The following is a 26,332-nucleotide window of genomic DNA, read 5'->3' on the forward strand; positions in this document are numbered from 1 at the left end:
GCCTTTTTGCCATTGCTTCCTTCGCAGGGACGCCTTGTTCCTTCATAGCGATTCTTCGTCCCCGCCTGCACTGGCGACGACTCACTCCCGGCAAACTGCCTGAAGGCAATTTGCCGTCGCGCAAACAACTTCACAAAACGCGTGCATGACCGACCAAAAGGGTCGATGTCACTCGCGATTGCGCAGGGAGGGAGGAAACATCAACGCTTGATTTAATTCAACCGCACTGCATTGCATGGCTGCATATCGCCGTGCCTCAACCTCGCTCATGCATCGGGGTTGAAGTCAACGTCTACGGACACTCCACATTCTCAAAATCAACCACTGTTCACAAGACAGTAGTTTGAATTCGCACGTACTTTTATGGTCAATCTATCCATATCTCAGCAACGCATTGCACTTCTGTCTGCCCTCCTGATTTCACTGCACATCGCCGGTTGTGGCGGTGGTGGTGGAGACAGCGCCTCTCCGAGTGGAGGCGGCAATTCTTCTCCGGTTTCTCCGAGCAGCCCAATCAGCGCCGTTGAGCCTGCCTGTCAGTCCTGTGCCGCCACCAGCGCCACGACGTACGCGGGCAGCGGGACGGGCATCTGGCAGACCACCAACTCGGGCAGCGCCGCCAAGGACATTCCCATCTCGATCTCGGGCCTGGCCGGACAGGACGTGCAGCTGATCCTGACCAACGAAAGCATGGCCGCCGTGCCGCTCCCGTCGGGCTCCATCCCCAACTTCTCCGCCAGCGATCTGTTCACCGCATCTGCGTCGCAACTGGAAGATCCGACGAAAGCAAGCATTGCGGAGTTCAATCGCGCCGGGTGGCATCAGGCGATCCTTGATGCACAAGGTCGCGCTCGCTCGCTGATCAGCGGCCCGCAAGCTTCAACGGTCCACGTCGTGGGCGACACGCAGCCGTTCAGGCACACCGATACCACCAACCGAGCCACCACCTTGATCAAGCAAGTGGTGGCGTCCGACGGCCGACAGGTCAATTTCTGGGTGGAAACCTCGGAATACGCCACACCCAAAATCACCGACGCCATCCTGGACACCTTGGCCACCAAGCTCACGCAGGCCAATGGCGTGTACGACAGCCTGCTTTCGGTGGGAGGGCCGTTGTGGGGCGCACACAATTACAGCGAACTGATCGACAACACCAACCGCCCGCTGGACATCGTCTTGCTCAACTTGACAACAACGGCAACGCCTATGGCACCGTCGGTTATTTCTACGCCATTAACAACTTCCTCAAGAGTGCGATAACTACAAGCAACGAGTCTCTTTCGATCTACCTGGACACCGAGACCCTGTACCGCGACGGCAGCACGGGTCTGCAAAGCGGCATCCTCACCCTGGCCCATGAGTTGATGCACATGAGCAACTTCTATCGACGTGGCATCGGAATGAGTTTCAGCCATGCTTTTGACACCTGGCTGAATGAAATGAGCGCCGTGGCCATGGAAGATCTGGTGGCCAATCAATTGACCACCTTCAACCCCATCCGGGACCTGCGCCTGCCCCAGTACCTCGGCGGCAATGGTCTGGGGTATTCGTCCTTCCAATGCCCGTTGACGACGTGGACACCCTATTCGGGCAGTTGCGACAGCTACTCCGTGTCGGGATCGTTCGGCGGGTTCCTCGTGCGGCAACTGGGCGTGGGATTCTTCAAAAACCTGCTGACGCAGTCCCAGGCCAACTCCCTCCTTGCGCTGGACGCCGCGATCAAGGTGGCGGCACCCACGTCCTCGCTGGCGCAGCAGTTCCGGCGCTTCACCGTGAGCGCGGCAGGCGTGCTGCCAGCGGCCAGTGCGCCGACCGGCTACGGATTCCCGGCGCGATCGGAAAGCGGTTTCAGTGTTCCCGCCATCAATGCGTTCGCCTTCAAGAGCCAGCGGGTTCTGCCTTCGTCAGCCCCCACACAGATCAAGTCGCTTGCCACCTTGCCTGTCGTGCGGCAACGCGTCACCGGCACCTACATCGATTCGGTGAGAGTTCCTCCGGGTGCATCCCTCTCCGTGGTCATTCACTGAAAGCCCTGGAGCGCCAGCGATGCTGAAGAACATCCCGTCGATGCGCCGGTGGCTGGCCTCTCTCGCGGTCACAGCCAGCTTGCCACTGGCCGTTGCCTGTCAAGGCGGTGTGGCGAACGCCGGCACGACCGAAATCGAAGGCACGCTGGTGTTGAAAGGGAACGAACCCTTCGTGCAAGCCGTGGTTGTGGTTTCCGACAAGGAACAGTGGGAGCTTCTGGGCTTGCACCGTTCCGAGGCCGAAAACCATCAAAACCAGGTCGTGAAGGTCAAAGGGCAAGTGGTCCACGAAGCGACGCCGTCAACAGCGCGACGTCCTTCACTCAAGGTGCTGGACTTCACACCCCACCTCACGAAGCCAGCGCCCGCATCTCCGAAATAAGATCCGACTTGCCCTCGAAGCCGATCCCCGGCAGCGGGGGCAGGGTCACGTAACCCTGCTCCACCCTCACCCCATCAGGGAAGCCACCGTAAGGCTGGAACAGATCCGGGTAGCTCTCGTTGCCGCCCAGCCCCAGGCCGGCCGCGATGGCGAGCGACATCTGGTGGCCGCCGTGGGGGATGCAGCGGCTGGGTGACCAGCCGTGTTGCTTGAGCATCTCCAGCGTACGCAGGTACTCCACCAGGCCGTAGCTGAGCGCGCAGTCGAACTGCAGCCAGTCGCGGTCCGGGCGCATGCCGCCGTGGCGGATCAGGTTGCGCGCATCGTGCATGGAGAACAGGTTCTCGCCCGTGGCCATGGGGCCGGCATATACCTTGCCGAGTTCGGCCTGCAGTTCGAAGTCCAGCGGGTCGCCGGCTTCTTCGTACCAGAACAGCGGGTACTGCGACATCGCCTTGCCGTAGTCGATCGCGGTCTTCAGGTCGAAGCGGCCGTTCGCGTCCACCGCGAGCTGCTGGCCGGGGCCGAGGATCTTGAGCACGGATTCGATGCGCTCGCAGTCGTCGGCAAGCGAAGCACCGCCGATCTTCATCTTCACCACCGAGTAGCCACGCTCCAGGTAACTTTCCATTTCCTTGCGCAGGCCATCGAGGCCCTTGCCGGGGTGGTAGTAGCCGCCGGCGGCGTAGACGAACACGCGCGGGTTGGGTGTGCCGCGGCCGTGGCGCTCGGCGAGCAGCTGGTACAGCGGCTGGTTGGCGATCTTGGCCACGGCGTCCCACACGGCCATGTCGATGGTGCCCACGGCCACCGAGCGTTCGCCGTGGCCGCCGGGTTTTTCGTTGATCATCATCTGCGCCCAGACCTTGTGCGGGTCGAGGTTGTCGCCGGTGGCGTCGAGCAGGCTGGCCGGGTCGGCTTCGAGCACGCGCGGGCGGAAGCGGTCGCGGATCAGGCCGCCCTGGCCGTAGCGGCCGTTGGAGTTGAAGCCGTAGCCGATCACGGGTTTGCCGTCGCGGATCACGTCGGTGACCACGGCCACCAGGCTCAGGGTCATCTTGGAGAAGTCGATGTAGGCGTTGCGGATGTCCGACTTGATGGGGCGGGTGGATTCGGCGATGTCGACGATTTTCATGGTGCGGCTGATAGGGGTGGAGAAGGAAGGAATGGGTGGCATCATTCCCGGCGGGCCGCGCAGCGTCCAATACCCGAATCGCATACAACTATCTCTTCGCCCATGGGCCCCGGCAACCGACCCCTTGACCTCGACTGGCTGGAGGATTTCCTCGCGCTGGCCGAGAGCGGCAATTTCTCGCGCGCGGCGCAGGCGCGCCACATCGCACAGCCGGCGTTCAGCCGCCACATCAAGTCGCTCGAAGAGTGGGCGGGCGTGCCGCTGTTCGACCGCAGCGCGCACCCCGCCGTGCTCACGCCGGCCGGCCAGCGTTTCAAACCGCTGCTCGAAGACCTGCTGGGCCGGCTGGAGTCGGCGCGCAGCCTGGCGCGCGCGGCGCATGACGAGGCCGCCGCCGGCCTGCGTTTCGCGGCCACGCACCTGTTGTCGCTGGCGTTCTTTCCTCCGTGGTTCTCGCGCGTGGAGCAGACGCTGGGCCCGCGCACGGTGCAGATGCATTCCAACAACCTGGAGGCCTGCGAAGACCTGATGCTGCAGCGCAGTGTGCAGTTCCTGCTCTGTTATGGGCACCCCGAGGTGCCGGGCCGGCTGGAGGCTTCGGGCCACCCCATGCACCCCATCGGTGAAGAGACGCTGCTGCCCGTCGCGGCCGCGCGGCCCGATGGCACGCCCGCCTTCCGCCTGGGCGAACCCACGCCCGCGCAGGAGCCCCTGCCCATCCTCGCGTACCACGCCTCGTCGGGCCTGGGCCGCATGCTGCAGGCCTGCCTGCGCCCGCTGCTCGGTGGTGAGGTGCCCCACCACACGGTGTTCGCCGCGCACCACGCGGTGGTGCTCAAGGCGATGGCGCTGGAAGGCCGGGGCATTGCGTGGCTGCCGCGCAGCCTGGTGGCGGCCGAGGTGGCGAGCGGTCAGCTCGTGGTCGCCGGTGGGGAGGAATGGGCGCTGGCGATGCAGATCCGCCTGTACCGCCAGCCGATGGAGATGACCGAGTCGGCCGAAGCGCTGTGGTCGCTGGTGCGCGGCAACGCGGCCACCCCCGCGCCCTGACCCTTCAGCCGGTCTTGCGGGCGGTCTTCACCGGCAGCACGATCGGGGCGGCGTCCTCGGGGCGCAGGCGCTCGCCCATCCAGCGCTGCATGTCCATCCACATCTGGCGCATCTCGGCGTCCAGCGGCGTGCGCAGCGCGCTGGGCAGTTCGACCGTGACCACCGGCATGCCCTGGTGCACGCCGCCGTAGTTGCCCAGGCTGCCGGGGAAGATGCCGACCTGGTCGAGGTACAGGCGCCCGAGCTTGGGCGGCGGCACGCCCGGGCCATCGAAGTCGAGCACGCCATAGGGCGCGTGGATGCTGACGATGAGGTGGGGCTGGAAGCGCGCCATCTCGTCGTGCAGGAAGCGCGATTCGGGCTCGGACAGCGGGCTCGAGCCCGGCCAGCGGCGCGGGTCCTTGCGGGTGCGCTGCTCCCAGTACACCTTGGCTTCGCGTTGCCAGTTGGGCGTGGGGAAGTTGCGGTTGAGGTCCACGCCGTTGGCGTTGGTGCGCCGCGCGGGGCGGGCCAGCAGGCCGTCGGGGTTGAGCGCGGGGATGAAGCGCCAGTGCGCGTTGGCCGGCATCTGCACCGCATGCTGGATCCAGTGCAGGGCCACGGCGGCGGACGAGAGTTCGTCGCCGTGCATCGCGCCGACCACCAGCACGCGCAGCTTCGCGTCGGGCGCGCTCACGTCGCGCGCGTAGATCGTGCGGCCCTGCACCGAGCGGCCGGGCGTGGCCTTGAGTTCGGCCGCGTCGCACAGCGCCCGCTTGAGATTGGGCAGGCGCGCGACCAGGGCCTCGCAGGGGTGGGCCGGCGCGGCCTGGGCGGGGGTGGTCAACAGGCCCAGCAGCGCCAGGCACAGCGGCAGAACGGAAGGGAACCGGCGGGCTTGGAACATCCCGGCATTCTAGGAGCCCGGCCCCGCCATTCGTTCCTGTTTCATTCGTCGCGCTCGCCGGCCTCGTACAGCGTCTCGCGCCCCATGCGGTCGAGGATGAGTTCGGCGGTCCAGGGCAGCATGAGCGCGCCGCAGCGGCTGTCGCGGTACAGGCGCTCCAGCGGCAGGTGTTTCATCATGCTCTGGCCGCCGCAGGTGCGGATGGCCAGGCGCGCGATGTCGTTGGCGCCTTCCATCACGCTGTAGTGGGCGGCGTACAGGCGCAGCTTCTCGTCCTTCGTGGGGTTGGGCTTGGCCTCGGTGATGGCGCGTTGGAAGAGGCTCTTCATGCTTTCGAGCTGGATGCGCATCTGCGCCACCGCGATCTGTTTGGTGGGGTACTGGCGGCGCTTCACCGGCGGCTCGCCCTCGACCTCGCCGCGCAGGTACTTCACCGTGAAGTCGTAGGCCGCGGTGGCGATGCCCAGGTAGGTGGGCGAGAGCGTGAAGAACATGGCGGGCCAGGTCTGCGCGCCCTTGAAGTAGATGCCGCGCGGCATGAGCTGTTCGGCGTCGCTCACGAACACGTCCTTGAACGCGAGGTTGCGGCTGACGGTGCCGCGCATGCCCAGCGGGTCCCATTCGCCGCTGATGGAAAAACCCGCGCTGGTGGCGGGCACGCTGATGTAGAGCGTGTCGCGCGCGTCGGGGTGGTCGTCGCCCTTGTCTTCGGTGCAGAGGATGCCGTAGTAGTCGGCCGCGCCCGAGAGACTGGCGAAGATCTTGCGGCCGTTGACCAGCCAACCGCCCTCGACCTTCTTCGCGGTGGTGCCGAAGGGCGCGCGGCCGGCGGCGGCGGCGCTGCCTTCGCTGAAGGGCTGCGCATACACCGCGCCCTCGTTCACGATGCGCTGGAAGTGCAGCTCGCGCCGCGCCAGGTGTTCGGCGCGCTGCGCCTCGGTCATGGCGATGCCGTCGGCCAGCACACCAGTCCACATGGTGCTGCAGATGTGCATGTTCCAGGTGAGCGCGGTGGCGCCGCAGAAGCGGCCGATCTCGGCGGCCACCATCATGTAGGTGGCGTAGTCGGCGCCCAGGCCGCCGTGCGCGGTGGGCACGCACAGTCGGAGGAAGCCGGCCTCGCGCAGGTCGTCGTAGTTGGCGAACGGGAAGCTCGCCTCGCGGTCCCATTGCGGCGCGCGCGCGGCGAAGCGGTCGCGGCCGAGCGTGTGGGCGCGCTGCAGCATCTCGCGTTGCAGCGGGGTGAAGGGCAGGTCGCCCACGGCGGGGGTGAAGCTCAGGGAGGGGAAGGCGTCCATGGGTGTGTCCCTTGAAAACGAGGGGGAAGAAGGATCAGTCGATGCGCCCGCCGAGCGAGGCCAGCACGCCGCGCCAGAGCGCGTCGGTTTCGGCCCGGGCGTTGTCGTCCCCGCCACCGCCGGGGTGCTCCCAGGCCGAGGTGACGACCATCACCAGTCCGCTGGCGGGTTGCACGAACAGGTGCTGCCCGTGCACGCCGCGCATGAGGAAGGTGCGCTCCTTGAAGGGCAGCAGCCAGAACTGGTAGCCGTAGCCGTAATAGGGGATGCTGCGGCCGGGCCGCAGCGCGTGGCTCTGCCGGTACTCGTCGGTGGCGTCCATCAGGTAGTCGCGCGGCACCACCTGGTGCTCACCCACGCGGCCGTTGTCGGCCAGCAGCACGCCCAGGCGGCCCCAGTCGCGCAGCGAGGCGTTGAAGAAGGCGAAGGCGCCTTCCTGTCCGTCGCCGCCGGTGCGCCAGAACGCCTCGTGCTCGGCACCCATGGGCTGCCACAGCCAGGCCTGGGTCAGCGCGGCCAGGCCTTGGCCGGTGGCGCCGCGCAACACGTAGCCCAGCACCTCGGTTTCGCCGCTGGCGTAGGCGAAATGCTCGCCGGGCGGCGCGTTGCGCTGCGTGATGGTCTGCAACACCTCCATGGCTCCGCGGGGCGACTGCATGAAGGCCACGGCCAGGCGCGTCACGTCGTCGTTGCCGTCGTAGCGCTCGCTGAACTGCAGGCCCGAGGTCATGGTGAGCAGGTGCCGCAGGTGCGTGGCGCCGTAGGGCGTGCCCGCCAGCGCGGGGGCGTATTTCTCCGCCGGGTCGTCCAGCGAGGCGATGAGGCCCTTGGCCTGGGCGATGCCCACCAGCAGCGAGGTCACGCTCTTGGCCATGGAGAAGGACAGGAAGCGCGCGCCGGGTTCGCGGCCGTAGCGGTAGCGCTCCGCCACGATCTGCCCGTCCTTGAGGATGAGCAGGCCGGTGGCGCGCTGGTGCTCCAGGTAGTCGTCCAGCGAGTAGCTGTGCTCGCGGTGGCGGTAGTGCACGGCGGGCGGCGCGGCCATGGCGGGCAGCGGCCGCGCGTGCGATGCCGGCGCCACCCGGGCCACGTGCACGCCCGGCACGCGGTCCAGCGCCGACCAGGAACCGACGCGGTAGGGGTTGTTGCCCCAGGTGGTGGCGTTGCCCACCGGATACCCCTGGGCCTTGCCCAGCAGCGCCTCGTCGGGCTCGGCCCCGGCCCCCAGCGCGGCCAGCACCAGAGCGGTGGCCAGAGCAAGGTGGATTCGCCGCATGGACCGCCTTGGATGTGCCGCTCAGTGCAGCACGCGCGTCTGCGCCAGGAAGTCGAGCAGCAGCGCGTCGAAGTCGTCGGGCGCCTCCAGGTTCATCAGGTGGCCGATGCCCTTGAGTTCGGCATAGCGCGCGTCGGGAATGGCCTCGGCCATCTGCTTCATCACGGCGGGCGCGGCCACGCGGTCGAACTCGCCGCCGATCAGCAGCGTGGGCACGCGAATGTCGCCCAGCGCGGCCTGGCGGTCGAAGGTGACCAGGCAGTCCAGCGCGCGGCGGTAGGTGGCGGCGGGCACGCCGGCCATGCAGTGCTCGGCCAGGCGCAGGCCCTCGGGCAGGGAGCCCGGGCCGACCATCTGCGGCACCAGCCGCTGCGCCACCTCGGCCATGCTCTGGCCCGCGTCCAGCGGCGCGGTGCGCTGCGCGATGAACTGCTGCGCCCAGGCATCGGCGCTGCGGCCGTCGGTGCGCTTGCCGAAGGCGGCCGAGGTGCCGCAGAGCACCAGCCGGCTCACGCGCTCGGGCCGGCGCGCCACCACCTCCTGCGCCACCATGCCGCCCATGCTGTGGCCCAGCAGCACCACGTGCTCGCATTGCAGCGCGTCGATCAGGTCGATGCAGCTCTGCGCCAGGCCCTTGAAGGTGTAGGGCTCGATGGGCGCGCTGTGGCCGTAGCCCGGCATGTCCCAGGCCACCGCGCGGTAACCCGCGGCGGCCAGCGTTTCCACCTGCGGCGCGAACGCGACATGGCCGCCGCCGATGCCGTGCAGCATCAGCACGGTGGGTCCGCTGCCCAGGGTCGTGAAGCGCGGGATCATGCGGCCACCACCCGGCCGGCATCGACCACCACGCTGCCATCCAGCGCCACCGTGCAGCCGCGCAGGGGGAAGTCGAAGTGACCGCGCGTGTGGCGCCCGGCCACTTCGTTGGCGCCGGTGCTGTAGAGGAAGTTGCCCGCGAAGGCGCGCAATTCGGTGCCGTTGAAATCGCGCTTGTCGTAAAGCGCCATGCTGTCCCAACGCGCGGCTTCGTTGAGGCCGTATCCGATATGGCTCACCGCGTAGGCCTCCTTCTCGTTCCAGGCCGCGTAGTGGCTGCGCAGCAGCTCGGCGTCCACACCGCTGCCGTCGATGCGCGTCACGTGGTCGTTCTCGATGGTCATTGTGATGGCGCGCTCGATGTAGCGCTTGAAGGTGAGGTTCACGTCGCCCTCGGCCAGCACCAGCGTGCCGTGGACGCTGCCGGCCGCCGGAAAGGCCAGCACCATGCCACCGGGCCAGTGCGTGAGCGTGCCGGCGCGTGTGGTGCTGCCCCAGTTGCCACCCACCACCGCCCCCTGCAGCGAGATGGTGAGGTCGGTGCCCGCGGCGGAGCTCACGCGCAAGGCCTGGGCGCCGCGCACCCGTTTCACGTGGTCCTTCACGCGAGCCTCGGTCGCGTCGTCGGGCAGCAGCCGCACCAGCGCCTCGGGGTGTTCGTTGCTCACGTAGACGACGCGCGGCTGGGTGAAGCCATTGCCTTTCAGGATGGCGGGCAACTCGGGCGCGTGCATCAGGCCCTCGACCGTGCAGTCCACCACCAGCGTGCAACCCGACAGCGCGGCGATCACCGGCGCGAGTTGCTGCAGGGCTGGGCTGGCGCCGGTGGAGCGCGAGACCGGCTCGCCGGTGCTGAACACCGAGGGCAGCGTGAGCGTGAAGCTGCGCGCCCCCAGGCGGGCCGCCGCGAGCCGCGCCAGTTCCATCAGCACGGGCCGGCTCTGGCTTTCGCCGAGAATGGCCACCGTATCGCCGGTTTGCACCGCGCAGCGGCGCAGCACGGTTTCGAAGGCATCGATCCAGGCGGGTTCGGTCCGCTCCTGCAGCATGGGCTTTCCTTGTCTTGGGCCGGACCGCGTCAGGGTCTTGCAGCCGGCATTGCCATTATTCATGAATTTTCATATAAATTCCAACCATGTCCCCAGCCCGCTCCGCCGGCCACCAGGCCCGGCCCCCTGACTTTTCGGCGCACGAGTTCCGCGCCTCGCTGGGCATGTTCGCCACCGGGGTGACCATCGTGACCGCGCGCACCGACAGCGGCGATCTCGTGGGCCTGACGGCCAACTCCTTCAACTCGGTCTCGCTGTCGCCGCCGCTGGTGCTCTGGAGCCTGGCGCGCGTGGCGGGCTCCATGGCCGCGTTCTCCAATGGCCGGCACTACGCCATCAACGTGCTCGCGGCCGACCAGCAGTCGCTGGCCGAGCGCTTTGCCTCGCGCGACACCGACCGCTGGGCCGGCGTGGGTTTCACCAGCGGGGCCAGCGGCGCGCCGCTGCTCGACGGCGCCGCCGCGAGCTTCGAGTGCTTCAACCGCAGCCAGTACGCCGAAGGCGACCACGTGATCTTCGTGGGCGAGGTGGAGCGCTGCCGGCATCGGCCCGAGGCCTCGCCGCTGCTGTTCCACGGCGGTCGCTTCTACACCGAGCACCCGCTCTGAAGGCGATGACGGCGGAGCGCTTCACGGATGATTACCTGGGCTACCTGCTCGGGCAGGCCAACCATGCGCTGTTCAAGGACTTCGACGCCGTGGTGCGCGAGGCCGGCCTGAGCAGCATCGAATGGCGCGTGCTGGCCACGCTCACCGGCCGTCCACCCATGCCGGTGGGCCAGCTGGCGTTCGAGGTGTTGAGCCAGCAACCCACCGTGACCAAGCTCGTGCAGCGCCTGGCCGCTCAGGGCTGGGTGGCGCTGCGCGACGACCCGGCCGACCAGCGCCGCACGCTGGTGAACATCACCCCCGCCGGCCAGAAGAAGGTGACGCCGCTGATCGCGCAGGCGCGCGAGCACGAGGCGGCGGTGCTCGGCACCCTCAGCGCGGCCGAGGTGCGCCGGCTCAAGGACCAGTTGCGCCGGCTCGCGCAGCCCGGCTGACCCCGCACGAAGCCCACGCGACAGCCGGGACATCGGCGCGCGCCGACAATCGCCGGCATGACTTCACCGGCCGACCGCAAGACCCACCTCGACTCCCTCGCCATCACCCTGCTCGTGGTGTGCTGCGCCTTCTGGGGTTTCCAGCAGATCCTGATCAAGGACACCGTGGCCGAGGTGCCGCCGCTGTGGCAGGCCTCGCTGCGCTTCTGGGGCGCGGCCGTGCTCATCTGGGCCTGGTGCCAGGCGCGCGGTGTGCCGCTGTTCGCGCGCGACGGCACGCTCAAGGCCGGCCTGCTCGCGGGTTCGCTGTTCGCCGGCGAGTTCGCCTTCATCTACCTCGGGCTGCTGCACACCAGCGCTTCGCGCCTCACGGTGTTCCTCTACACCAGCCCCTTCGTGGTGGCGCTGCTGCTGCCGCGCGTGGTGCCAGGCGAGCGGCTGCGGCGCATCCAGTGGGTGGGCCTGGTGATCGCCTTCGCCGCCGTGGCGCTGGCTTTCAGCGAAGGTTTCATGCACGGCTCGCCGGTGGCCGGCGCGTGGCTGGGCGACGCGATGGCGCTGGCCGCCGGCACGCTCTGGGGCCTGACCACGCTCACCATCCGCGCCACGAAGCTCTCGGGCGCGAGCGCGGAGAAAACCCTGTTCTACCAGGTGGCGGTGACGGCGGTGGTCGCGCCTTTCATCTCGCTCGCGCTGGGCGAGGTGTGGTCGCTCGACTACTCGGCGCGCGCCTGGGGTTCGCTGGGCATCCAGACCGTGGTCGGCGCCTTCGCGAGCTACCTCACCTGGATGTGGCTGCTGCGGCACTACCCCGCCACGCAGATGTCGACCTTCACCTTTCTCACCCCGGTGTTCGCGCTGGTGTTCGGCGTGGTGCTGCTCAACGAGCCGCTCACGCCGCAGCTGGTGGTGGCGCTGGTGGGCGTGGCGCTGGGCATCGTGCTGGTGAGCCGGCGGCGCTGAACGAGGCCTTTCGGCGGCCCGGGGCGCCTCCCCTGGGAAATCCCGGGGTGGCCGGACCGAACCCCCCGGGAGATTCGGATCACTTCCCTGTTTCAGTTCTTTCACCCGCGAAACTGAAACAGGGAGGACATTTTGAGCACCATCAGCGCCTGCTTGCCGGTCTATTCATTCCCTCTGCCCTTCGGCGACAAGACGGTGGACTCCGATGAGAGGACGCTCATCGAAGACGCCCACTCCCCGGCCGACGGATCGTCGCCCTCCGACTCCGCCTGGGAGGCCAGCCAGATTCCCCTCGGTCTCTTGCGGCCGTCCTTCTTGCAGGCCGAGGGCCCCTCCCTCGACGTCCAGCAGCGGGTGGCCGACATCCTCCAGAGCGTGGCTTTCACCCCCCTGAAGGACGACCTCGACCCCCTCGTTTCCGCCCAACACTATTACCCCGTGTGGTGCGTCCTGCTGTACGCCACCGTCGGCGCGGGCTTCGGGACGGGCATCGATTTCCAGACGGGCGCCGAGCACCCGAATTCGGGGCTGCACAACCTGCCGGCGATGGTCGTCGGCCTGGGACAGGCGGGCGACACCAAGATCACCTGGGACGGCATCCGCGGCGCGCTGGCGGGCCGCGAGCAGGAACTGGAAGCGTGCCGCGTCTACCTGAACGCGGCGTCCGGCCTCCAGGCCCTGGCAGGCCTGGAGGCGGAGCTCCTGCGACGGGCTCCAGGCGCGCAGAACCCGCACGACCTGGCCTTGCTCAAGGAAGCTCAGGCCAGACTGCGGGCGCTGGCGGACACCCACGCCGCGGCGTTCAAGCAGTGCCTGGAGCCGGGCCATCTCATCCCCCGCTGCCTGCTGGCCGGGGTGCGTGACGTCGGTTTCGGCTCGCTCTCCCTGCTCAAGACCGCCCCGTCGGCCGTGGTCAGCGGCCTGTCGACCAGCGGGCCGCTGACCGGCGCGGCCAAGGACATCGCCGTCGCCCTGCCCTACCTCTCCGGCTCCATGAACATGGTGACAGGCGTCCTCCACATCCTGCAGGCCGTCTGCGAGGGCATGGATGCCCGCCGGGAGCGCAAGACGCTGCTGTTGGCCGAGCAGTTCGACAAGAACGTCTTCGAAGCCCACGGCGCGGATTGCCCCGAGTTGCTGGAGCTGATGGAGCACCGCCACCAATGGCGGGAGTTGAAACGGCTGGACGCCAACCTGCTGGACCTGCACGGCTGGATCCGCGGCATCTACGGCGGCACCAGCCTGGGGGGCGCCGTGGCCGCCATAGCGCTGACCGCGCTGGGTGGCGGCGCCTTGTTCGGCGCCGCCACCATGGGCATCCCCGGCCTGGTGGGCATCCTCCTCGCGGGTGGCTACATGCTGTGGTACGGGATTCGCGCCAAGGTCAGAGCCGCTGAGCAGAAACGCCACGACAAGGCCTGCCGCGCGGTGGCGGCCCACCACGACCGCAAGACCGGCGCGATGCCGGGCCTGGCCGACCCTGACCAGGGTCGCCCGATCCAGGCCATCGCGCGCAGCCTGGTCGATCGGCTTCTGGCGCCAACCACACAACACCGCACCCGGCAGATGCTGATCGCCCTGGGCCTCTCGCCCTCGGTGATCGACGCGGCCACCCATGGCGACCGCGAGCCGCTCACCCGGCTCATCGTGCAGCTGGGCTCGCAGGCCAGCTCCCCGTCGGAGGCCGAGGCGCTGCGGCGCTTCCATGCGCGTTCGGACGTTTCCGCCTGGGACCAGCTGATGGCCCTGGACCGGTGGCAAGCCCTTGGCCACGTGCCGAGGGACATCGCCCGCCCGGCCGAGCCGGTCCAACCGCGCTGGACCCGGCACCTCGCGCCGGGCATCGGCATGGGGGACCTTCGCCAATCGTCCCTGACCCCGCGGCTCATCCACCGGCACTGGAACGATGAGGGCTTCCAGCCGTTCCTGCGCCGCCTGTGTGTGCACACCCACGAGGTGATGAACACGCCGCAAGACGCCTGGGACCTGCTGCAGACCCGCCGCCACGAGGCGAAACAGGAGGTGCAGGCGCGCGCCACCGTCGCCGGCTGGATCGCCGGCGGCCAGTGGCGCAACATCGAAACCTGCCTGCGCGACGACCACGACTTCGCCAACGTCAAGTACCAGCAGGTCCTTCAGAACGGCTACGGCATCTCGCCGCGGGACGCGGGCGGCTTTCTGACCGTCCTGCAAGGGCACGCTCGGACCGCGCCCTTGCAGACCGACACGCTGGCGTCGTTCAGGTCCATCTGCCAGGCCAGCGATGCGGCCGGCAAACGGCAGCTCGTGCCGCAGGTGCAGGCGCTCGTGGAGGCCACCGTCAAGGGCATGCCTTCAGAAGGCGAGGCGTTCTATGCCGCGCTGGGCATCACCTCCCTCCACGACATGGATGCACGCAACGTGGATGCCGTGCTGCGGGTGCTGCAGCAATTCCTGTCCGTGTCCGAAAAACTGCGGGGCCAGACCCTGTCCAAGGTGGTGGCCTCACTGCATGCCTACCCCACGGGTGGCGGCTTTCCCCAGGACCTGTGCCGCCTCGCGGCCTTGCGCGAGCTCCGCCTGCGCTGCGAAACGGCGGGCCGCTCCGTGGAGGACCCGGACGTCCAGCACGCGCTGGCGATGGCCCGACAACTGTCGAGGCAGAAACTGCACACCTGGACGATCGGTGCCGGCGAAGGCGGTGGTGTGTTCGGTTTTAAGGGCTACCGCCTGAACGATGAAGGCGCGTTCATCCGGTACCTGTTCGAGCGTTGCCTGGGCAGCCCCCTCTCCCCTTTGAACCTGTCCTCCACCGCGCTTGGGAAGTTGTCGCTGGCGTCGGCGGACCCCGCGCACCAGGCCGCGCTGTACAGCGCCCCTGGGGCCCTGGAGAAGGCACTCCAGAGCCGCGACCCTCGCCAGCGCAAGACCGCCCTGGCCTGCCTCGAGGCGCAGCTGCACACCGCCAGGGAGCGCGCGGAAGCCGCGCCCGACGCATCCGGCTGCGTCACCCATCTGCAGGCGTTCTTTCGCCTGGAGAAGCTCGCCCAACAACACGGCGTGGCGACGTCGACACCGAGGCTGGGCCACCCGCTGGACCCGAACCGGCTCGACTTCTACCGCGCCGCGCTGGCGTGGCCCAACAAGACCGCCCGCGCCAAGAACATCCAGGCGATCCAGACCGAGCTCGACCAGCTGCAAAGGGGTCACGCCACGGGCAATCCCTTCTGGTCGGCCAAGTTCCTGCGGTCGCAAAAGATCGCGGGCGCCGCCGAACTGCAGAAAATGCGGGCGCTCCATCCAGAGATCCCGGCAGGCTCGTACAAGGGCCTGGTGAAGGCGCTTCAGGCCTTGAGCCGCATGGGTGTGGCCGCCCTGCGCCAGGCCATCCACCGAGACACGGAAAAAGCCCGCCAGTGGATTCAAGTCCACTTCAGGTCCCGTGGCGTGCCGCTGCCGAGCGACTGGCAGGATGGGCTGAAGGAGGCCGCCCAAAAAGGGCCCCTCGACCTGTTGACGGCGCTGTCGGCCCTGAAGGACCGAGCGGCCCAACAGCACTCGAAAGAACTGGCGAAGCGGCTGTGGTCCCATGCCGGCAGCGGGATCCACATGGGCCTCACCCACAGCACGAAGGCCCCTTCCAGCGACGCACCGCTCTGAGGCCAGTGGCGGCAAGCACCGCAGCGGACGGGTGGCCGTGCGATGTAAGTCATTCGTCAGTTTGGCGGATGAGCATCAGGCGACCCCCATGGCCCGCGGCGCCCCAGCCGAGACCACCGCGGCAAGGAGAACCCCATGCTGTCCAAGGCTGTTGTGCTGCTGTCGCTGGTCGCGCTGATCTTTCCCATGGTGTTCTTCACCTTCGCATCGCCACCACTGCTCATCCTGAAACACGACACGCCGCAGGACGCGCGTTTCGTCCGGGGCTTGTTCAACTACTACTACTCGGTGGTGGTGGTCGCCGCCAGCCTCGGGGCCCTGGGCCAGCTGGCGGTGGGCCGCGTCGCGGTGGGGCTGGCCATGGGCGGTGTGGCGGCCTTTGTCTTCGCGGTGCGCCGCTGGGTCGTCCCGCGCATGGACGCGCTGCGGGAACGGATCGCGGGCGGAGACGCCTCCGCCATCCCGAGTTTCCGGCGCCTGCACATGGCGGGCATCCTGCTCAACCTGGTGCAGGTGGGCGTGGTCGCCTGGGGCATGGCGAAGCTCGCCGCGCTGTAAGAAGCGCTCAGCCCGGCCGGGCCGCGAAGTGCTGCTGCAGGGCCTGCAGCGCATGGCGCACCTTGGCCGGTTGTTCACCGCGCCGGGGCGTGACCGCAAACACCGCCGCCGGCTCCAGCCGCCAGTCCGGCAGCACGGGCGCAAGCCGCCCTTCGGCCAGGGCTTGGCGCACGTCGTCGGCCATGCCCACGTACAGACCCCATCCCGCCAGCGCCATGGCCTGCAGCGCAGTCACCTGCGAGGCCAGCAGGCGCGCTTCGACGCGCACCTCTTCGCGCTCGCCTTGCGGGCCCTGGAAGCTCAGCGTGTCCACCGCCGTGCCGCGCGGCGGCAGGCCCAGCCAGTCGTGCCCGGCGAGTTCGCCTGGGTGGCGCGGCCAGCCGCGCTCGGCCAGGTAACGCGGCGCGGCGCAGAGCTGGCGCTGGAGTTCCCCCAGGCGGCGCGCGACCAGGGAAGAATCGGTGAAGCGGCCCACGCGCAGCGCGAGGTCCACCCGCTCGCCGATGAGGTCGATGGGCGTGTCGTCCAGCAGCAAGTGCAGCCGCAAGCGGGGGTGGCGGCGCAGCGGTTCGAGCGCGCTGGCCAGCAGCTCGCCGAAGCCGATCGGCGCGGCCAGGCGCAGCTCGCCCTCGGGTTCGTCGCGCAGGCGCTCCAGCGCCTGGTCGGCGCTGCGGGCCTGGGCGACCATGGCGGCGCAGGCGGGGTAATAACGCTCACCGGCCTCGGTGAGCGTGAGGCGGCGGGTGGAGCGGTGCAGCAGCACCAGGCCCAGGGCCTCTTCGAGCAGGCGCAGCTGCTGGCTCACGGCCGAGGGTGTGCTGCCCAGGCGGCGAGCGGCGGCGCTCAGCGAGCCGCTGTCCACGATCTCCGCGAACAGCGCCATGCGTTTGAGCTTGTCGGTCCAGGCGGTGGTTTCGCTGCTCATTGATTAGATTTTCTACAAGAAGAAAGCGTATTTTGCCGCCTACCGCGTTTTTCGTGTAGCCAGGACACTAGATCCATCCCAACCTTTTCAGGAGTCTCGCCATGAAGATCGCCCTCATCGGTGCCACCGGTTTCGTCGGCAGCGCCGTGCTCACCGAACTGCTTTCACGCGGCCACAGCGTGACCGCCCTCGCCCGCCACCCCGACAAGCTGGCCGCCCAGCCCCGGCTGCAGGTGGTGAAGACCGACGTGACCGACGCCGCGCAGGTGGCTCGGGCCGTGGCCGGACACGATGCCATCGTGAGCGCCTACAACCCGGGCTGGAGCGAGCCTGAGATCTACCGCCTGTTCGGCCTGGGTTACGACGGCATCCTCGCCGGTGCGAAGCAGGCCGGCGTACTGCGGGTGCTGGCGGTCGGCGGTGCCGGCAGCCTGGAAGTGGCGCCTGGCCTGCAGCTGGTGGACACGCCCGAGTTCCCGGCCGAATGGAAACAGGGTGCACTGGCCGCGCGCGACCTGCTCACGCGCCTGCGGGGTGAGAAGGAACTGGAATGGAGCTTCATCTCTCCCCCCATCGCACTGGCGCCGGGTGAGCGCACGGGCCAGTACCGCACGGGTGGTGACCAGTTGTTGCCCGGCCAGGGCGAAGCGCCTGCCGGCATCTCGGTGGCTGATCTGGCGGTGGCGATCGTGGACGAAATCGAGACGCCCAAACACACGCGCCAGCGCTTCACGGTGGCAAACTGAGGGCTCACGCCGGCACGAACGGGGGAGGTCACCGGGTGCCCGGCTCCGCGGCTGTCCCCCGGGGCGGCTTCGCCGCCCCTCCTCCTTTACGCCGCTGCGCCGGACACCCGGTGACCTCCCCCTCTGTGGCACGCGGACGGTCGAACACCCCCGCCCACCCTCAGCACGCTGCGGCTCGCGAGTGCCGGGCGCTCTGCGCAGCGGGGTCAAGGAGGAGGCGGCACCAGCCGCCGGGGGACACCCGCGGAGCAGAGCGCCCGGCACTCGCGGGCCCACGAGGTGCAGGCCTGAAAACCTGGCAGAGCAGCTACGCCCGCGAAACCGCAAACTTCACATACCAGTCCAGACAACCCGGGTTGGCCATCGCCTCGCGGTTGATGACCTTCTCCAGCGGCTGGCCGAGCAGCAGTTTCTTGATCGGCAGTTCCTGCTTCTTGCCCGAGAGCGTGCGCGGAATCTCGGCCACCTGAAACACGCCGTTGGGCACGAAGCGCGGCGACAGCGCGGTCTTGATGCTGTCGTTGATGCGCGCCTTGAGCGCATCGTCGAGCACGGTGCCTTCGCGCAACACCACGAACAGCGGCATGTAACTCTCGCGCCCCAGGTACTCGAGATCCACCACCATCGAGTCCATCACCTCGGGCAGGGCCTCGACCGCGCTGTAGAGCTCGCTCGTGCCCATGCGCAGGCCATGGCGGTTGATGGTGGCGTCCGAGCGGCCGTAGATCACGCAGGAGCCGTCCGCGCCGATGCGCAGCCAGTCGCCGTGCCGCCAGACCGCGCCGGCCTCGGGGCCGAGGTCACCCCCCCGGGCTTGCGGCCTTGGCCCGGCGGGTAGGTGTCGAAATAACTGCCGATCAGGCGCTGGTGGTCCACGTCGCCCACGAAGTACAGCGGCATCGACGGGATCGGTTGCGCGCACACCAGCTCGCCCACCTCGTCGATCACCGGCTGACCCTGCTCGTTCCACGCTTCGACCGCGCAGCCCAGCAGCCGGCACTGCATGCGCCCGGGCGTCTGCGGCAGCTCGCGGTTGCCGCCGATGAAGGCGCCCGCGAAGTCGGTGCCGCCCGAAATGTTGCACCACCAGATGTCCTGCTGCGCCCCGCTCTTCGCGATGCGGCGGAACTGCTCGGTGCCCCAGCGCTGCGCGTCTTCCGAGAGCGGCGAACCGGTGGTGCCGAGCGCGCGCACGGCGGACAGGTCGCCACACGCGGCCAGGTCGACGCCGGCCTTGATGCAGTTGGCGAAGAAGGCCGCGCCCGCGCCGAAGAAGGTCACGCCCAGCTCGGCGGCGAAGCGCCAGAGCGTGGTCCAGTCGGGCTTGTCCTTGCTGCCGCCGGGGTTGCCGTCGTAGATCACGCAGGTGGTGCCGTTGAGCAGGCCGCTGGTCTGCGCGTTCCACATCACCCAGCCGGTGGAGCTGTACCAGTGGAAACGTTCGCCCCAGCTGTTGGGGTGGTAGCTGCAGCCCACGTCGTTGTGCAGGATCTTGAGCGCCATGCCCACGATCACCGTGCCGCCATGGCCGTGCACGATGGGCTTGGGCAGGCCGGTGGTGCCGCTGGAATAGACGATCCACAGCGGGTGATCGAACGGCAGCCACAAGGGTTCGAAGGCGGCGGTGGCGGCATCGTCGCGCGCGGTGGCGGCCGCGAAGCTGGCACAGGGCGATGCGGCCTGCAGCGCCTCGGCCTGCGCCGCCTCGCCTTCGGCCAGGTTGGTGTGCAGCACCACGTGGCGCACCGTGGGCAGGGCCGCGCGCAGCTCGGCCACCACCGCCAGGCGGTCGTGGTCGCGGCCGGCGTAACTCACGCCGTCGCAGGCGATCAGCACCACCGGCTCGATCTGGCGGAAGCGGTCGAGCACGGCGTTGGTGCCCATGTCGGGCGCGCAGATGCTCCACACGCCGCCGATGGACACGGTGGCGAGAAAAGCCACCATGGCCTCGGGAATGTTGGGCAGGTAGGCCGCCACGCGGTCGCCCGGCTGCACGCCCTGGGCCTGCAGGTGCTGCGCGAGCGAGGCGACCTGGCGCCGCAGCTCGGGCCAGCTCAGCTCCACGTGCCGGCCCTTTTCGTTGCGGCTCACCACGGCGGCAAAACCCGCCTCGTGCGCCGGCCGCACGTGGCGGAACACCTGCTGCGCGTAGTTCATGCGCGCGCCGGGAAACCAGGGCGCGCCGGGCATCACGTTCTTGGCCAGCACGGCCGTGTGCGGTGTGGGCGACTGCAGCTCGAAGTAGTCCCAGATGCTTTGCCAGAAGCCGTCGAGGTCGGTGATGGACCAGCGCCAGAGCGCGCCGTAGTCGTCGAAACGCAGGCCGCGGTGCTCGGCGAGCCATTGCTGGTAGAGGCGGATCTGGGGCACGTGGGGCGCGGTCATGCGCCGAGCTTAGACCGGGCCCGCACCCGGCACGACTAGGGTTTGTACGGTTGTACAAGAATCGGCGCCAACCGTTCAATGCCCCCTTCGCCGGCCGCAGCCCGCGGCCCGCCTCATCGGGGAACCCACCATGCCTTCGACAAACAACCCGCTGGACGGCTTCCAGGTCGACCGCGCCGCCATCCGCACCATCGGCCAGGACCTGCAACGGCCCGAGTGCATCCTGGCCGAGCGCGACGGCACGCTGTGGGCGGCCGACGCGCGCGGCGGCGTCACGCGCATCGGCGCCGACGGGCAGCAGCGCTTCATCGGCCAGCGCGCCGACCAGCGCTTCGCCAGCGCCGCGCAGGCTTCGCTCCACGACGTGGAGGCCAAGTACACGCAGGGCACCTTGCCCAACGGCCTGGCCTTTGCGGCCAATGGCGACGTGCTGATCGCCAACTTCGGCACCGACCGGCTGGAGGTGATGGCGCGCGACGGCCAGACGCGCACGCTGCACGACACCATCGACGGCCAGGCGATCGGCAAGGTCAACTTCGTGCTGCGCGATTCGAAGAACCGCATCTGGCTCACCGTCTCCACGCGCGTGAACCCCTGGACCGTGGCGGCCAGCAGCCGCGTGCGCGACGGCTACATCGCGGTGGTGGACGAACGCGGCCTGCGCGTGGTGGCCGACGGCTTTCACTTCACCAACGAGATCCGTTTCGACGCGAACGAGGAATGGCTCTACATCGTCGAGACCACCGGTCCGCACATCAGCCGCATGCGCGTGGTGGAGTCGGCCCAGGGCGTCGCCCTGGCCGACCGCGAGGTGTTCGGGCCCTCCCACCTGGGCGGCTTCCCCGACGGCATCGCGTTCGACGCCTTCGGCAACCTCTGGTGCACGCTGGTGATGACGGACCAGCTGATCGCGCTCACGCCGCAGGGCGAGCGGCGCCTGCTGCTCGACGACGGCAACCCCGAGGCCTCGAAGGTGCTGCTGGACCACATGAACGACGGCACGCTCACCACCGAGGACATGCTGCGCGCGCGCGGCACGCTGGCGCCCTGGATGGCCAGCGTCACCTTCGGCGGGCCCGACCTGCGAACGGTCTACATCGGCAGCCTCATGGGCACCACCATCCCTTTCTTCACCTCGCCCGTGCCCGGCCTGCCCATGGTGCACTGGTAACACACCAGCGCCCGCCTTCCGCACGACCCGGCCCAGGGTTTGTACGGGTGTACAACATTTTTGAACACATGTTCAATACCGCCATGCCGTCCCGCAAGCCTGAGCCTGCCCGCCGCCAGAAGAGTGCCGCGCCCCGCCCCGACCGCCAGCAAGCCATCCTGCTCGCGGCCGAGAAGCTGTTCGCTCAGCGCGGCTACCACGCGGTGACGATCCGGCAGATCGCCGAAGAGGCCGGCGTGCCGCTGGCGCTGGTGGCCTACTACCACGGCCCCAAGCAGGACCTGTTCCACGCGGTGTTCGCGCACTGGAGCCACACCATCGAGGAGCGACTGGCCGCGCTGGACGCCGCCTCCCAGGACCCCGACGACCCGCAGACCCTGCCGCGCATCGTCGAGGCCTTCGTGGCGCCGGTGATCCGCATGCGCTCCAGCCCCGAGGGGCAGTTCTACGCCCAGCTGGTCGGCCGCGAACTGGCCTACCACGGCGAGGAGTCCGATCGCGTGCTGCGCGAGTTCTTCGACCCGCTGGCGCACCGCTTCATCGACGCGCTGCACCACGCCCTGCCGCGCGCCAGCCGCGCCGAGGCCGCCTGGGGCTACCAGTTCGCGCTCGGCGCCCTGCTGCACCACCTGGTGGATGTGCGCGTGGAGCGCCTCTCGCTCAACATCAACCGCGCCAACGACCCGGCGGCCGCCGAGCGGCTGGTGCGCTTCATCGTGGGGGGCTGCGCGCCGCGCTGTGCCCCCGCCCCCGCTTTCGCCCCGCCCCCCGAGCAAAACCAACCACAGGAGACCCCCATGAAACGTCGCACCGCCCTGGCCGCCCTGGCCTCTGTTCCCGCCGCCGCCGTGAGCCTGCCGGCTTTCGCGCAGAGCCCCACCAAGATCGTGTTCGGCTACACCGCCGTGACCGACTTCGCCTCGGTGTTCGTCGCGGCCGAGAACGGCTACTTCAAGAAGCGCCTGCTCGACGTGGAGCTCAAGTTCATCCCGATCAACTCCACCATCCCGGCCGCGGTGCAGGCCGACTCGCTGCAGATCGGCGGCCCCACGCCCAGCGTGTACCTGCAGTCGGTGGACGGCGGCCTGGACCACGTGGTGGTCGCCGGTGCCGGCGTGACCTCCAAGACCATCACCGGTTTCGGCCTGGTGGCCAAGGCCGGCAGCGGCATCCGCAAGGCCCAGGACTGCGTGGGCAAGAAGATCGGCGTGCCCGGCCTGGGCGCCTTCCTGCACGTGACCTTCCGCGCCTGGCTCAAGAGCCAGGGCGTGGACTACACCAAGGTGAACTTCGTCGAAGCCTCGTTCCCACAGCACGGCGACCTGCTGCGCGGCGGTTCGGTGGACGCCGTGGTGAGCGCCGACCCCTTCATGAGCCGCATCACCGACTCCGGCGTGGGTTACGTGGCCTCGTACTACTCGACCTTCCTGCCCGAGAACCAGCCCACCATCATCCACGTCGCGCGCCGCGACTGGGTGGCCAAGAACCCGGCGGCCGCGCGCGGCTTCCGCGAGGCCGTGCAGGAGGCCGCGGCCTTCATGAACCAGCCGAAGAACGACGCTGCCGTGCGCGCGGCCATCGGCAAGTACATCAAGCTGCCGCCCGAGGTGATCGCCAAGGTGCAGATCTCGCCCCCCATGGCGGTGGTGACCGAGAAGCAGCTCAGCTACTGGGTCGACCTCATGAAGGACCAGGGCATGCTCAAGACGGTGCCCGACGTGGCGCGCCTGATCGCCAAGTGAGGCACGCCACGCCCCACGCCAGCGCCGCTTCGACCATGACCGATACCGTTCTGCATTTCGACCGCGTCGCCATCGAACTCGGTGGCCGGCAAATCCTCTCACCCACCGAACTGACGGTGAAGCGCGGCGAGTTCGTGTGCGTGATCGGCCCCTCGGGCTGCGGCAAGACCACGCTGCTGCGCGCCGCCGCCGGCTTCGTCACGCCCAGCCAGGGCAGCGTGCGGCGCCAGGGCGCGCCCATCACCGGCCCGAGCCGCGAGGTGGCGTTCGTGTTCCAGGACTACGGGCGCGCCCTGCTGCCCTGGCGCACGGTGCAGGCCAACGTGAGCCTGGCGCTGGAGGCGGCGAACGTGCCGGCGGCCGAACGGCCCGCGCGCATCGAACATGTGCTGAAAACCGTGGGCCTGGCCGCGCACGGGCACAAGTTCCCGGCGCAGCTCTCGGGCGGCATGCAGCAGCGCGTGCAGATCGCGCGCTGCCTGGCCCAGCGGCCCGACGTGATGCTGATGGACGAGCCCTTCGGCGCGCTCGACGCCATGACGCGCGAGACCCTGCAGGACGAGCTCGCCCGCCTGGTGCGTGAAGAGGGTCTGACGGTGATGTTCGTCACCCACGACCTGGAGGAAGCGCTGTACCTGGGCGATCGCGTGATCGCCCTGCGCAGCAACCCCACGCCCGAACTGCCCAGCCTGGCCGCGCTGATCGACGTGCCGCTGCCGCAGCCGCGCGACCAGCTCAGCACCAAGGAACACCCGGAGTTCCTGCGCCTGCGCCGCGAGCTCTACCACTACCTCGGGCACTGAACGATGAAGCTGAAGTCCCTTGCGTTCCCGGCCCTGCTGCTGGGCGCGCTGGAAATCTGGGCCCGCACCACGGGCCAGGGCAGCGATGCCATCGCCCCGCCCAGCGCCGCGCTGCGCGCCTTCGGCGGCGCGGTCACCGACGGCTCGCTGCTGGAGGCCACGGCCTTCACGCTCGGCACGGCCGCGCTCGGCCTGCTGATCGGCGCGCTCGGCGGCCTGCTGCTGGGCACCTTGTTGGGCCTGTCGCGGCGCGCCGCGCAGCTCGGTTTCCTGAGCGTGGAAGTCGCGCGCCCCATTCCGTCGGTGGCGCTGATCCCGCTGGCCATGCTGGTGTTCGGCTTCGGCCTGCGCATGGAACTCAGCGTGGTCGCCTTCGCCTGCCTGTGGCCCATGCTGGTGCTCACGCAGGCCGCGGTGCAACAGGTCGAGCCCCGCCTGCTGGAGGTGGCGCGCGCGCTGGAACTCACGCCGCGGCAGCGCTTCGCCTGGATCATCGGCCCAGCCATCGTGCCGCGCCTGTTCGTCGCGCTGCGCCTGGGGGTGGCGATCGCCCTGGTGGTCGCCGTCACGGTGGAGATCGCGGCCAACCCGCACGGCATGGGCTACGCGATGATGATCGCGCAGCAAAGCCTGGACCCGGCGCTGATGCTGGCCTGGCTGGCCTGGATCGGTGTGGTGGGTTACGTCATCAACGTCGGCGCGCTCGCGCTGCAGCGCCGCGTGGCGCGCGCCATGGGGGAGCAGACCGCATGAGCGCCGCGCAGGGCCGTCCCAAGCAAGCTCGCACCGCAGTGCGAAGCACGAAGGATTTCGAATGAGCGCCGCACACAAAACCAACCGCACCTTGAGCGTGCTCGGCAGCGCCTCGGGCTCCGTGCTCGTGCTGGCCGCCTTCATCGCCCTGTGGTGGGCCGCCAGCACCAGTGGCTGGGTCAACCGCGCCTTCCTGCCCACGCCGCAGGCCACGCTGCAAAGCCTGGTGCAAGGCCTGGCCGGCGGCGACCTGGCGGCCTACACCTGGGCCACGCTCAGCCGCATGTTCAGCGGCTGGGTGCTGGCCAGCGCGCTGGGCATCGCCCTGGGCGCGCTGATCGGCAGCTCGCAGCGCGCCAGCGAATGGATCGGCCCGACCCTGGAGTTCATCCGCCCGCTGCCGGCTTCGGCCGTGATGCCGCTGGCCATCGCGCTGTTCGGCCTCTCCGGCGGCATGGTGCTGGCCGTGGTCGCCTTCGGTGCCATGTGGCCGGTGCTGCTGGCCACGCTGCACGGCCTGGCCAACGTGCACAAGCAGTTGCGCGAGGTCTCGCGCTCGCTGGAACTCAGCCACCTGGCCTTCGTGCTCAAGATCGGCCTGCCCAACGCCATGCCCGACATCCTGGCCGGCATGCGGCTGTCGATGACGGTCTCGCTCATCGTCTCGGTGGTGGGCGAGATGATCGCCTCGCAACCCGGCCTGGGCCAGGCCATCCTGCTGGCCGCGCGCTCGTTCCAGGCCAGCGAACTCTTCGCCGGCATCGTGCTGCTCGGCGCCATGGGCTTTGCGAGCAACGTGCTGCTCGCCGTGGCCGAACGCTCGCTGCTGCGCTGGCAGCGCCCCTGAATCCCACCTCGCTCCCTCGGAGAACAACCATGCCCCGCAAATTCATCGACCTGTCCATCTACCTGGAGAACGACGTGGTGAGCGACCCGCCCGCGTTCGCCCCCAAGATCCAGTACTTCACGCACGACAACACCTTCGAGCAGATCGAGCCCTTCTTCCCCGGGCTGAAGAAGGAAGACCTGCCCGACGGTGAAGGCTGGGCGGTGGAGCTGGTGCAGCTCTCCACGCACAACGGCACGCACCTCGATGCGCCCTACCACTTCCACTCCACCATGGACAAGGCGCTGGGCGAGAAGAAGCCCGCGATCGCCATCCACGACGTGCCGCTGGAATGGTGCTTCCAGCCCGGCGTGAAGCTGGACTTCCGCCACTTCGCCGACGGCTACGTGGTCACGGCCGCCGACGTGGAAGCCGAGTTGAAGCGCATCAACCACACCCTCAAGCCGCTGGAGATCGTGGTGGTGAATACGCGCGCCGGTTCGCGCTACGGCCACAACGACTTCGTCTCGGCCGGCTGCGGCATGGGCTATGAAGCCACCATGTATTTGCTGGAACGCGGCGTGCGCCTGACCGGCACCGACGCCTGGAGCTGGGACGCGCCCTTCGTGCACACCGCGCAGAAGTACGGCGAGACGAAAGACGCCTCGCTGATCTGGGAAGGCCACAAGGCCGGGCGCGACATCGGCTACTGCCACATCGAGAAGATGCACAACCTCGAGGCCTTGCCGGCCGACGGGTTCTTCATCTCCTGCTTCCCCCACAAGATCCGAGGCGCCTCGGCGGGTTGGACCCGTGCCGTGGCCATCTTCGACGACGCCCTCCAAGCCACCGCCGCATGA

Annotated in this window: 23 protein-coding genes and 2 pseudogenes; 16 read left to right on the plus strand and 9 right to left on the minus strand. The window is 68.9% G+C overall.

The features are described from left to right. Positions 1-690 precede the first annotated feature (690 nt). Positions 691-2,027 (plus strand): annotated as a pseudogene (locus tag ABSY19_RS13520) (hemagglutinin). A 19-nt stretch (positions 2,028-2,046) separates the two neighbouring features. After that, positions 2,047-2,409, plus strand: a complete 363-nt coding sequence (locus tag ABSY19_RS13525) for a hypothetical protein (protein ID WP_382163466.1) — start codon at positions 2,047-2,049, stop codon at positions 2,407-2,409. Here ABSY19_RS13525 and ABSY19_RS13530 read toward each other — a convergent pair. Next, the gene (locus ABSY19_RS13530; protein WP_382163468.1) at positions 2,378-3,544 is read right to left on the minus strand and encodes a mandelate racemase/muconate lactonizing enzyme family protein; all 1,167 of its coding nucleotides are present in this window, start codon (positions 3,542-3,544) and stop codon (positions 2,378-2,380) included. The two genes, ABSY19_RS13525 and ABSY19_RS13530, sit on opposite strands and share 32 nt — an antisense overlap. A 102-nt stretch (positions 3,545-3,646) precedes the next feature. Here ABSY19_RS13530 and ABSY19_RS13535 point away from each other — a divergent pair, with 102 nt between their 5' ends. Further along, entirely contained in the window at positions 3,647-4,594 is a 948-nt protein-coding gene (locus tag ABSY19_RS13535) for a LysR family transcriptional regulator (RefSeq protein WP_382163470.1), read from the plus strand. Between the two features lie 4 nt (positions 4,595-4,598). Here ABSY19_RS13535 and ABSY19_RS13540 read toward each other — a convergent pair whose 3' ends face one another. The 5 genes from ABSY19_RS13540 to ABSY19_RS13560 are packed head-to-tail and all read right to left on the minus strand — an operon-like array spanning position 4,599 to position 9,919. Beyond that, a complete protein-coding gene (locus ABSY19_RS13540) occupies positions 4,599-5,480 on the minus strand; it encodes a M14 family murein peptide amidase A (protein ID WP_382163472.1) in 882 nt (293 codons plus the stop codon). A 41-nt stretch (positions 5,481-5,521) separates the two neighbouring features. Then, entirely contained in the window at positions 5,522-6,778 is a 1,257-nt protein-coding gene (locus ABSY19_RS13545; RefSeq protein ID WP_382163474.1) for an acyl-CoA dehydrogenase family protein, read from the minus strand. Between the two features lie 34 nt (positions 6,779-6,812). Continuing rightward, complete coding sequence (locus ABSY19_RS13550) at positions 6,813-8,054, minus strand: serine hydrolase domain-containing protein (protein WP_382163475.1); 1,242 nt, start codon at positions 8,052-8,054, stop codon at positions 6,813-6,815. Between the two features lie 21 nt (positions 8,055-8,075). Then, a complete protein-coding gene (locus ABSY19_RS13555; RefSeq protein ID WP_382163477.1) occupies positions 8,076-8,870 on the minus strand; it encodes an alpha/beta fold hydrolase in 795 nt (264 codons plus the stop codon). Continuing rightward, the gene (locus ABSY19_RS13560) at positions 8,867-9,919 is read right to left on the minus strand and encodes a peptidase M29 (protein ID WP_382163479.1); all 1,053 of its coding nucleotides are present in this window, start codon (positions 9,917-9,919) and stop codon (positions 8,867-8,869) included. The genes ABSY19_RS13555 and ABSY19_RS13560 overlap by 4 nt, the downstream gene beginning before the upstream one ends. Positions 9,920-10,005: 86 nt before the next feature. On the opposite strand from ABSY19_RS13560, the gene ABSY19_RS13565 reads away from it, so the two are divergent. The 5 genes from ABSY19_RS13565 to ABSY19_RS13585 all read left to right on the plus strand — a co-directional run bounded on the left by ABSY19_RS13565 (position 10,006) and on the right by ABSY19_RS13585 (position 16,121). Then, positions 10,006-10,527, plus strand: coding sequence for a flavin reductase family protein (locus ABSY19_RS13565; protein WP_382163481.1), 522 nt, complete (start codon positions 10,006-10,008; stop codon positions 10,525-10,527). Positions 10,528-10,532: 5 nt separating this feature from the next. After that, complete coding sequence (locus tag ABSY19_RS13570; protein ID WP_382163483.1) at positions 10,533-10,961, plus strand: MarR family winged helix-turn-helix transcriptional regulator; 429 nt, start codon at positions 10,533-10,535, stop codon at positions 10,959-10,961. 57 nt (positions 10,962-11,018) lie between these two features. Further along, on the plus strand, positions 11,019-11,924 hold the full coding sequence (locus ABSY19_RS13575) for a DMT family transporter (protein WP_382163485.1): 906 nt from the start codon (positions 11,019-11,021) through the stop codon (positions 11,922-11,924). Positions 11,925-12,056: 132 nt separating this feature from the next. Further along, on the plus strand, positions 12,057-15,563 hold the full coding sequence (locus tag ABSY19_RS13580; RefSeq protein ID WP_382163487.1) for a hypothetical protein: 3,507 nt from the start codon (positions 12,057-12,059) through the stop codon (positions 15,561-15,563). A gap of 135 nt (positions 15,564-15,698) precedes the next feature. Further along, a complete protein-coding gene (locus tag ABSY19_RS13585) occupies positions 15,699-16,121 on the plus strand; it encodes a hypothetical protein (protein WP_382163489.1) in 423 nt (140 codons plus the stop codon). Positions 16,122-16,128: 7 nt separating this feature from the next. On the opposite strand, the gene ABSY19_RS13590 is transcribed toward ABSY19_RS13585, so the two are convergent. Continuing rightward, positions 16,129-17,046, minus strand: a complete 918-nt coding sequence (locus ABSY19_RS13590; RefSeq protein WP_382163491.1) for a LysR family transcriptional regulator — start codon at positions 17,044-17,046, stop codon at positions 16,129-16,131. A gap of 101 nt (positions 17,047-17,147) precedes the next feature. On the opposite strand from ABSY19_RS13590, the gene ABSY19_RS13595 reads away from it, so the two are divergent. Next, on the plus strand, positions 17,148-17,792 hold the full coding sequence (locus ABSY19_RS13595; RefSeq protein ID WP_382163493.1) for an NAD(P)-dependent oxidoreductase: 645 nt from the start codon (positions 17,148-17,150) through the stop codon (positions 17,790-17,792). A gap of 307 nt (positions 17,793-18,099) precedes the next feature. Here ABSY19_RS13595 and ABSY19_RS13600 read toward each other — a convergent pair whose 3' ends face one another. Both ABSY19_RS13600 and ABSY19_RS13605 read right to left on the minus strand, forming a co-directional pair. Continuing rightward, complete coding sequence (locus ABSY19_RS13600) at positions 18,100-18,522, minus strand: hypothetical protein (RefSeq protein ID WP_382163495.1); 423 nt, start codon at positions 18,520-18,522, stop codon at positions 18,100-18,102. Further along, positions 18,519-20,177, minus strand: a complete 1,659-nt coding sequence (locus ABSY19_RS13605) for an acetoacetate--CoA ligase (protein ID WP_382163496.1) — start codon at positions 20,175-20,177, stop codon at positions 18,519-18,521. The genes ABSY19_RS13600 and ABSY19_RS13605 overlap by 4 nt, the downstream gene beginning before the upstream one ends. A gap of 130 nt (positions 20,178-20,307) precedes the next feature. Between ABSY19_RS13605 and ABSY19_RS13610 the strand changes: the two genes are divergently transcribed. From ABSY19_RS13610 to ABSY19_RS13640, 7 genes and pseudogenes are all read left to right on the plus strand, one after another. After that, complete coding sequence (locus ABSY19_RS13610) at positions 20,308-21,348, plus strand: SMP-30/gluconolactonase/LRE family protein (protein ID WP_382163498.1); 1,041 nt, start codon at positions 20,308-20,310, stop codon at positions 21,346-21,348. A gap of 83 nt (positions 21,349-21,431) precedes the next feature. Beyond that, positions 21,432-22,013, plus strand: a pseudogene (locus tag ABSY19_RS13615) (TetR family transcriptional regulator); the annotation flags it as partial. Between the two features lie 132 nt (positions 22,014-22,145). Further along, positions 22,146-23,090 (plus strand): ABC transporter substrate-binding protein, encoded by a 945-nt coding sequence (locus ABSY19_RS13620; RefSeq protein WP_382163794.1) that lies wholly within the window; start codon positions 22,146-22,148, stop codon positions 23,088-23,090. A 35-nt stretch (positions 23,091-23,125) separates the two neighbouring features. Next, positions 23,126-23,893, plus strand: coding sequence for an ABC transporter ATP-binding protein (locus ABSY19_RS13625; RefSeq protein WP_382163500.1), 768 nt, complete (start codon positions 23,126-23,128; stop codon positions 23,891-23,893). Positions 23,894-23,896: 3 nt separating this feature from the next. Then, complete coding sequence (locus ABSY19_RS13630; RefSeq protein WP_382163502.1) at positions 23,897-24,646, plus strand: ABC transporter permease; 750 nt, start codon at positions 23,897-23,899, stop codon at positions 24,644-24,646. 61 nt (positions 24,647-24,707) lie between these two features. Beyond that, on the plus strand, positions 24,708-25,493 hold the full coding sequence (locus tag ABSY19_RS13635; protein WP_382163504.1) for an ABC transporter permease: 786 nt from the start codon (positions 24,708-24,710) through the stop codon (positions 25,491-25,493). Positions 25,494-25,522: 29 nt separating this feature from the next. Continuing rightward, the gene (locus tag ABSY19_RS13640; RefSeq protein WP_382163506.1) at positions 25,523-26,332 is read left to right on the plus strand and encodes a cyclase family protein; all 810 of its coding nucleotides are present in this window, start codon (positions 25,523-25,525) and stop codon (positions 26,330-26,332) included.

The organism is Hydrogenophaga sp. ANAO-22 (assembly GCF_042466645.1).
Taxonomy (GTDB): Bacteria; Pseudomonadota; Gammaproteobacteria; order Burkholderiales; family Burkholderiaceae_C; genus Hydrogenophaga.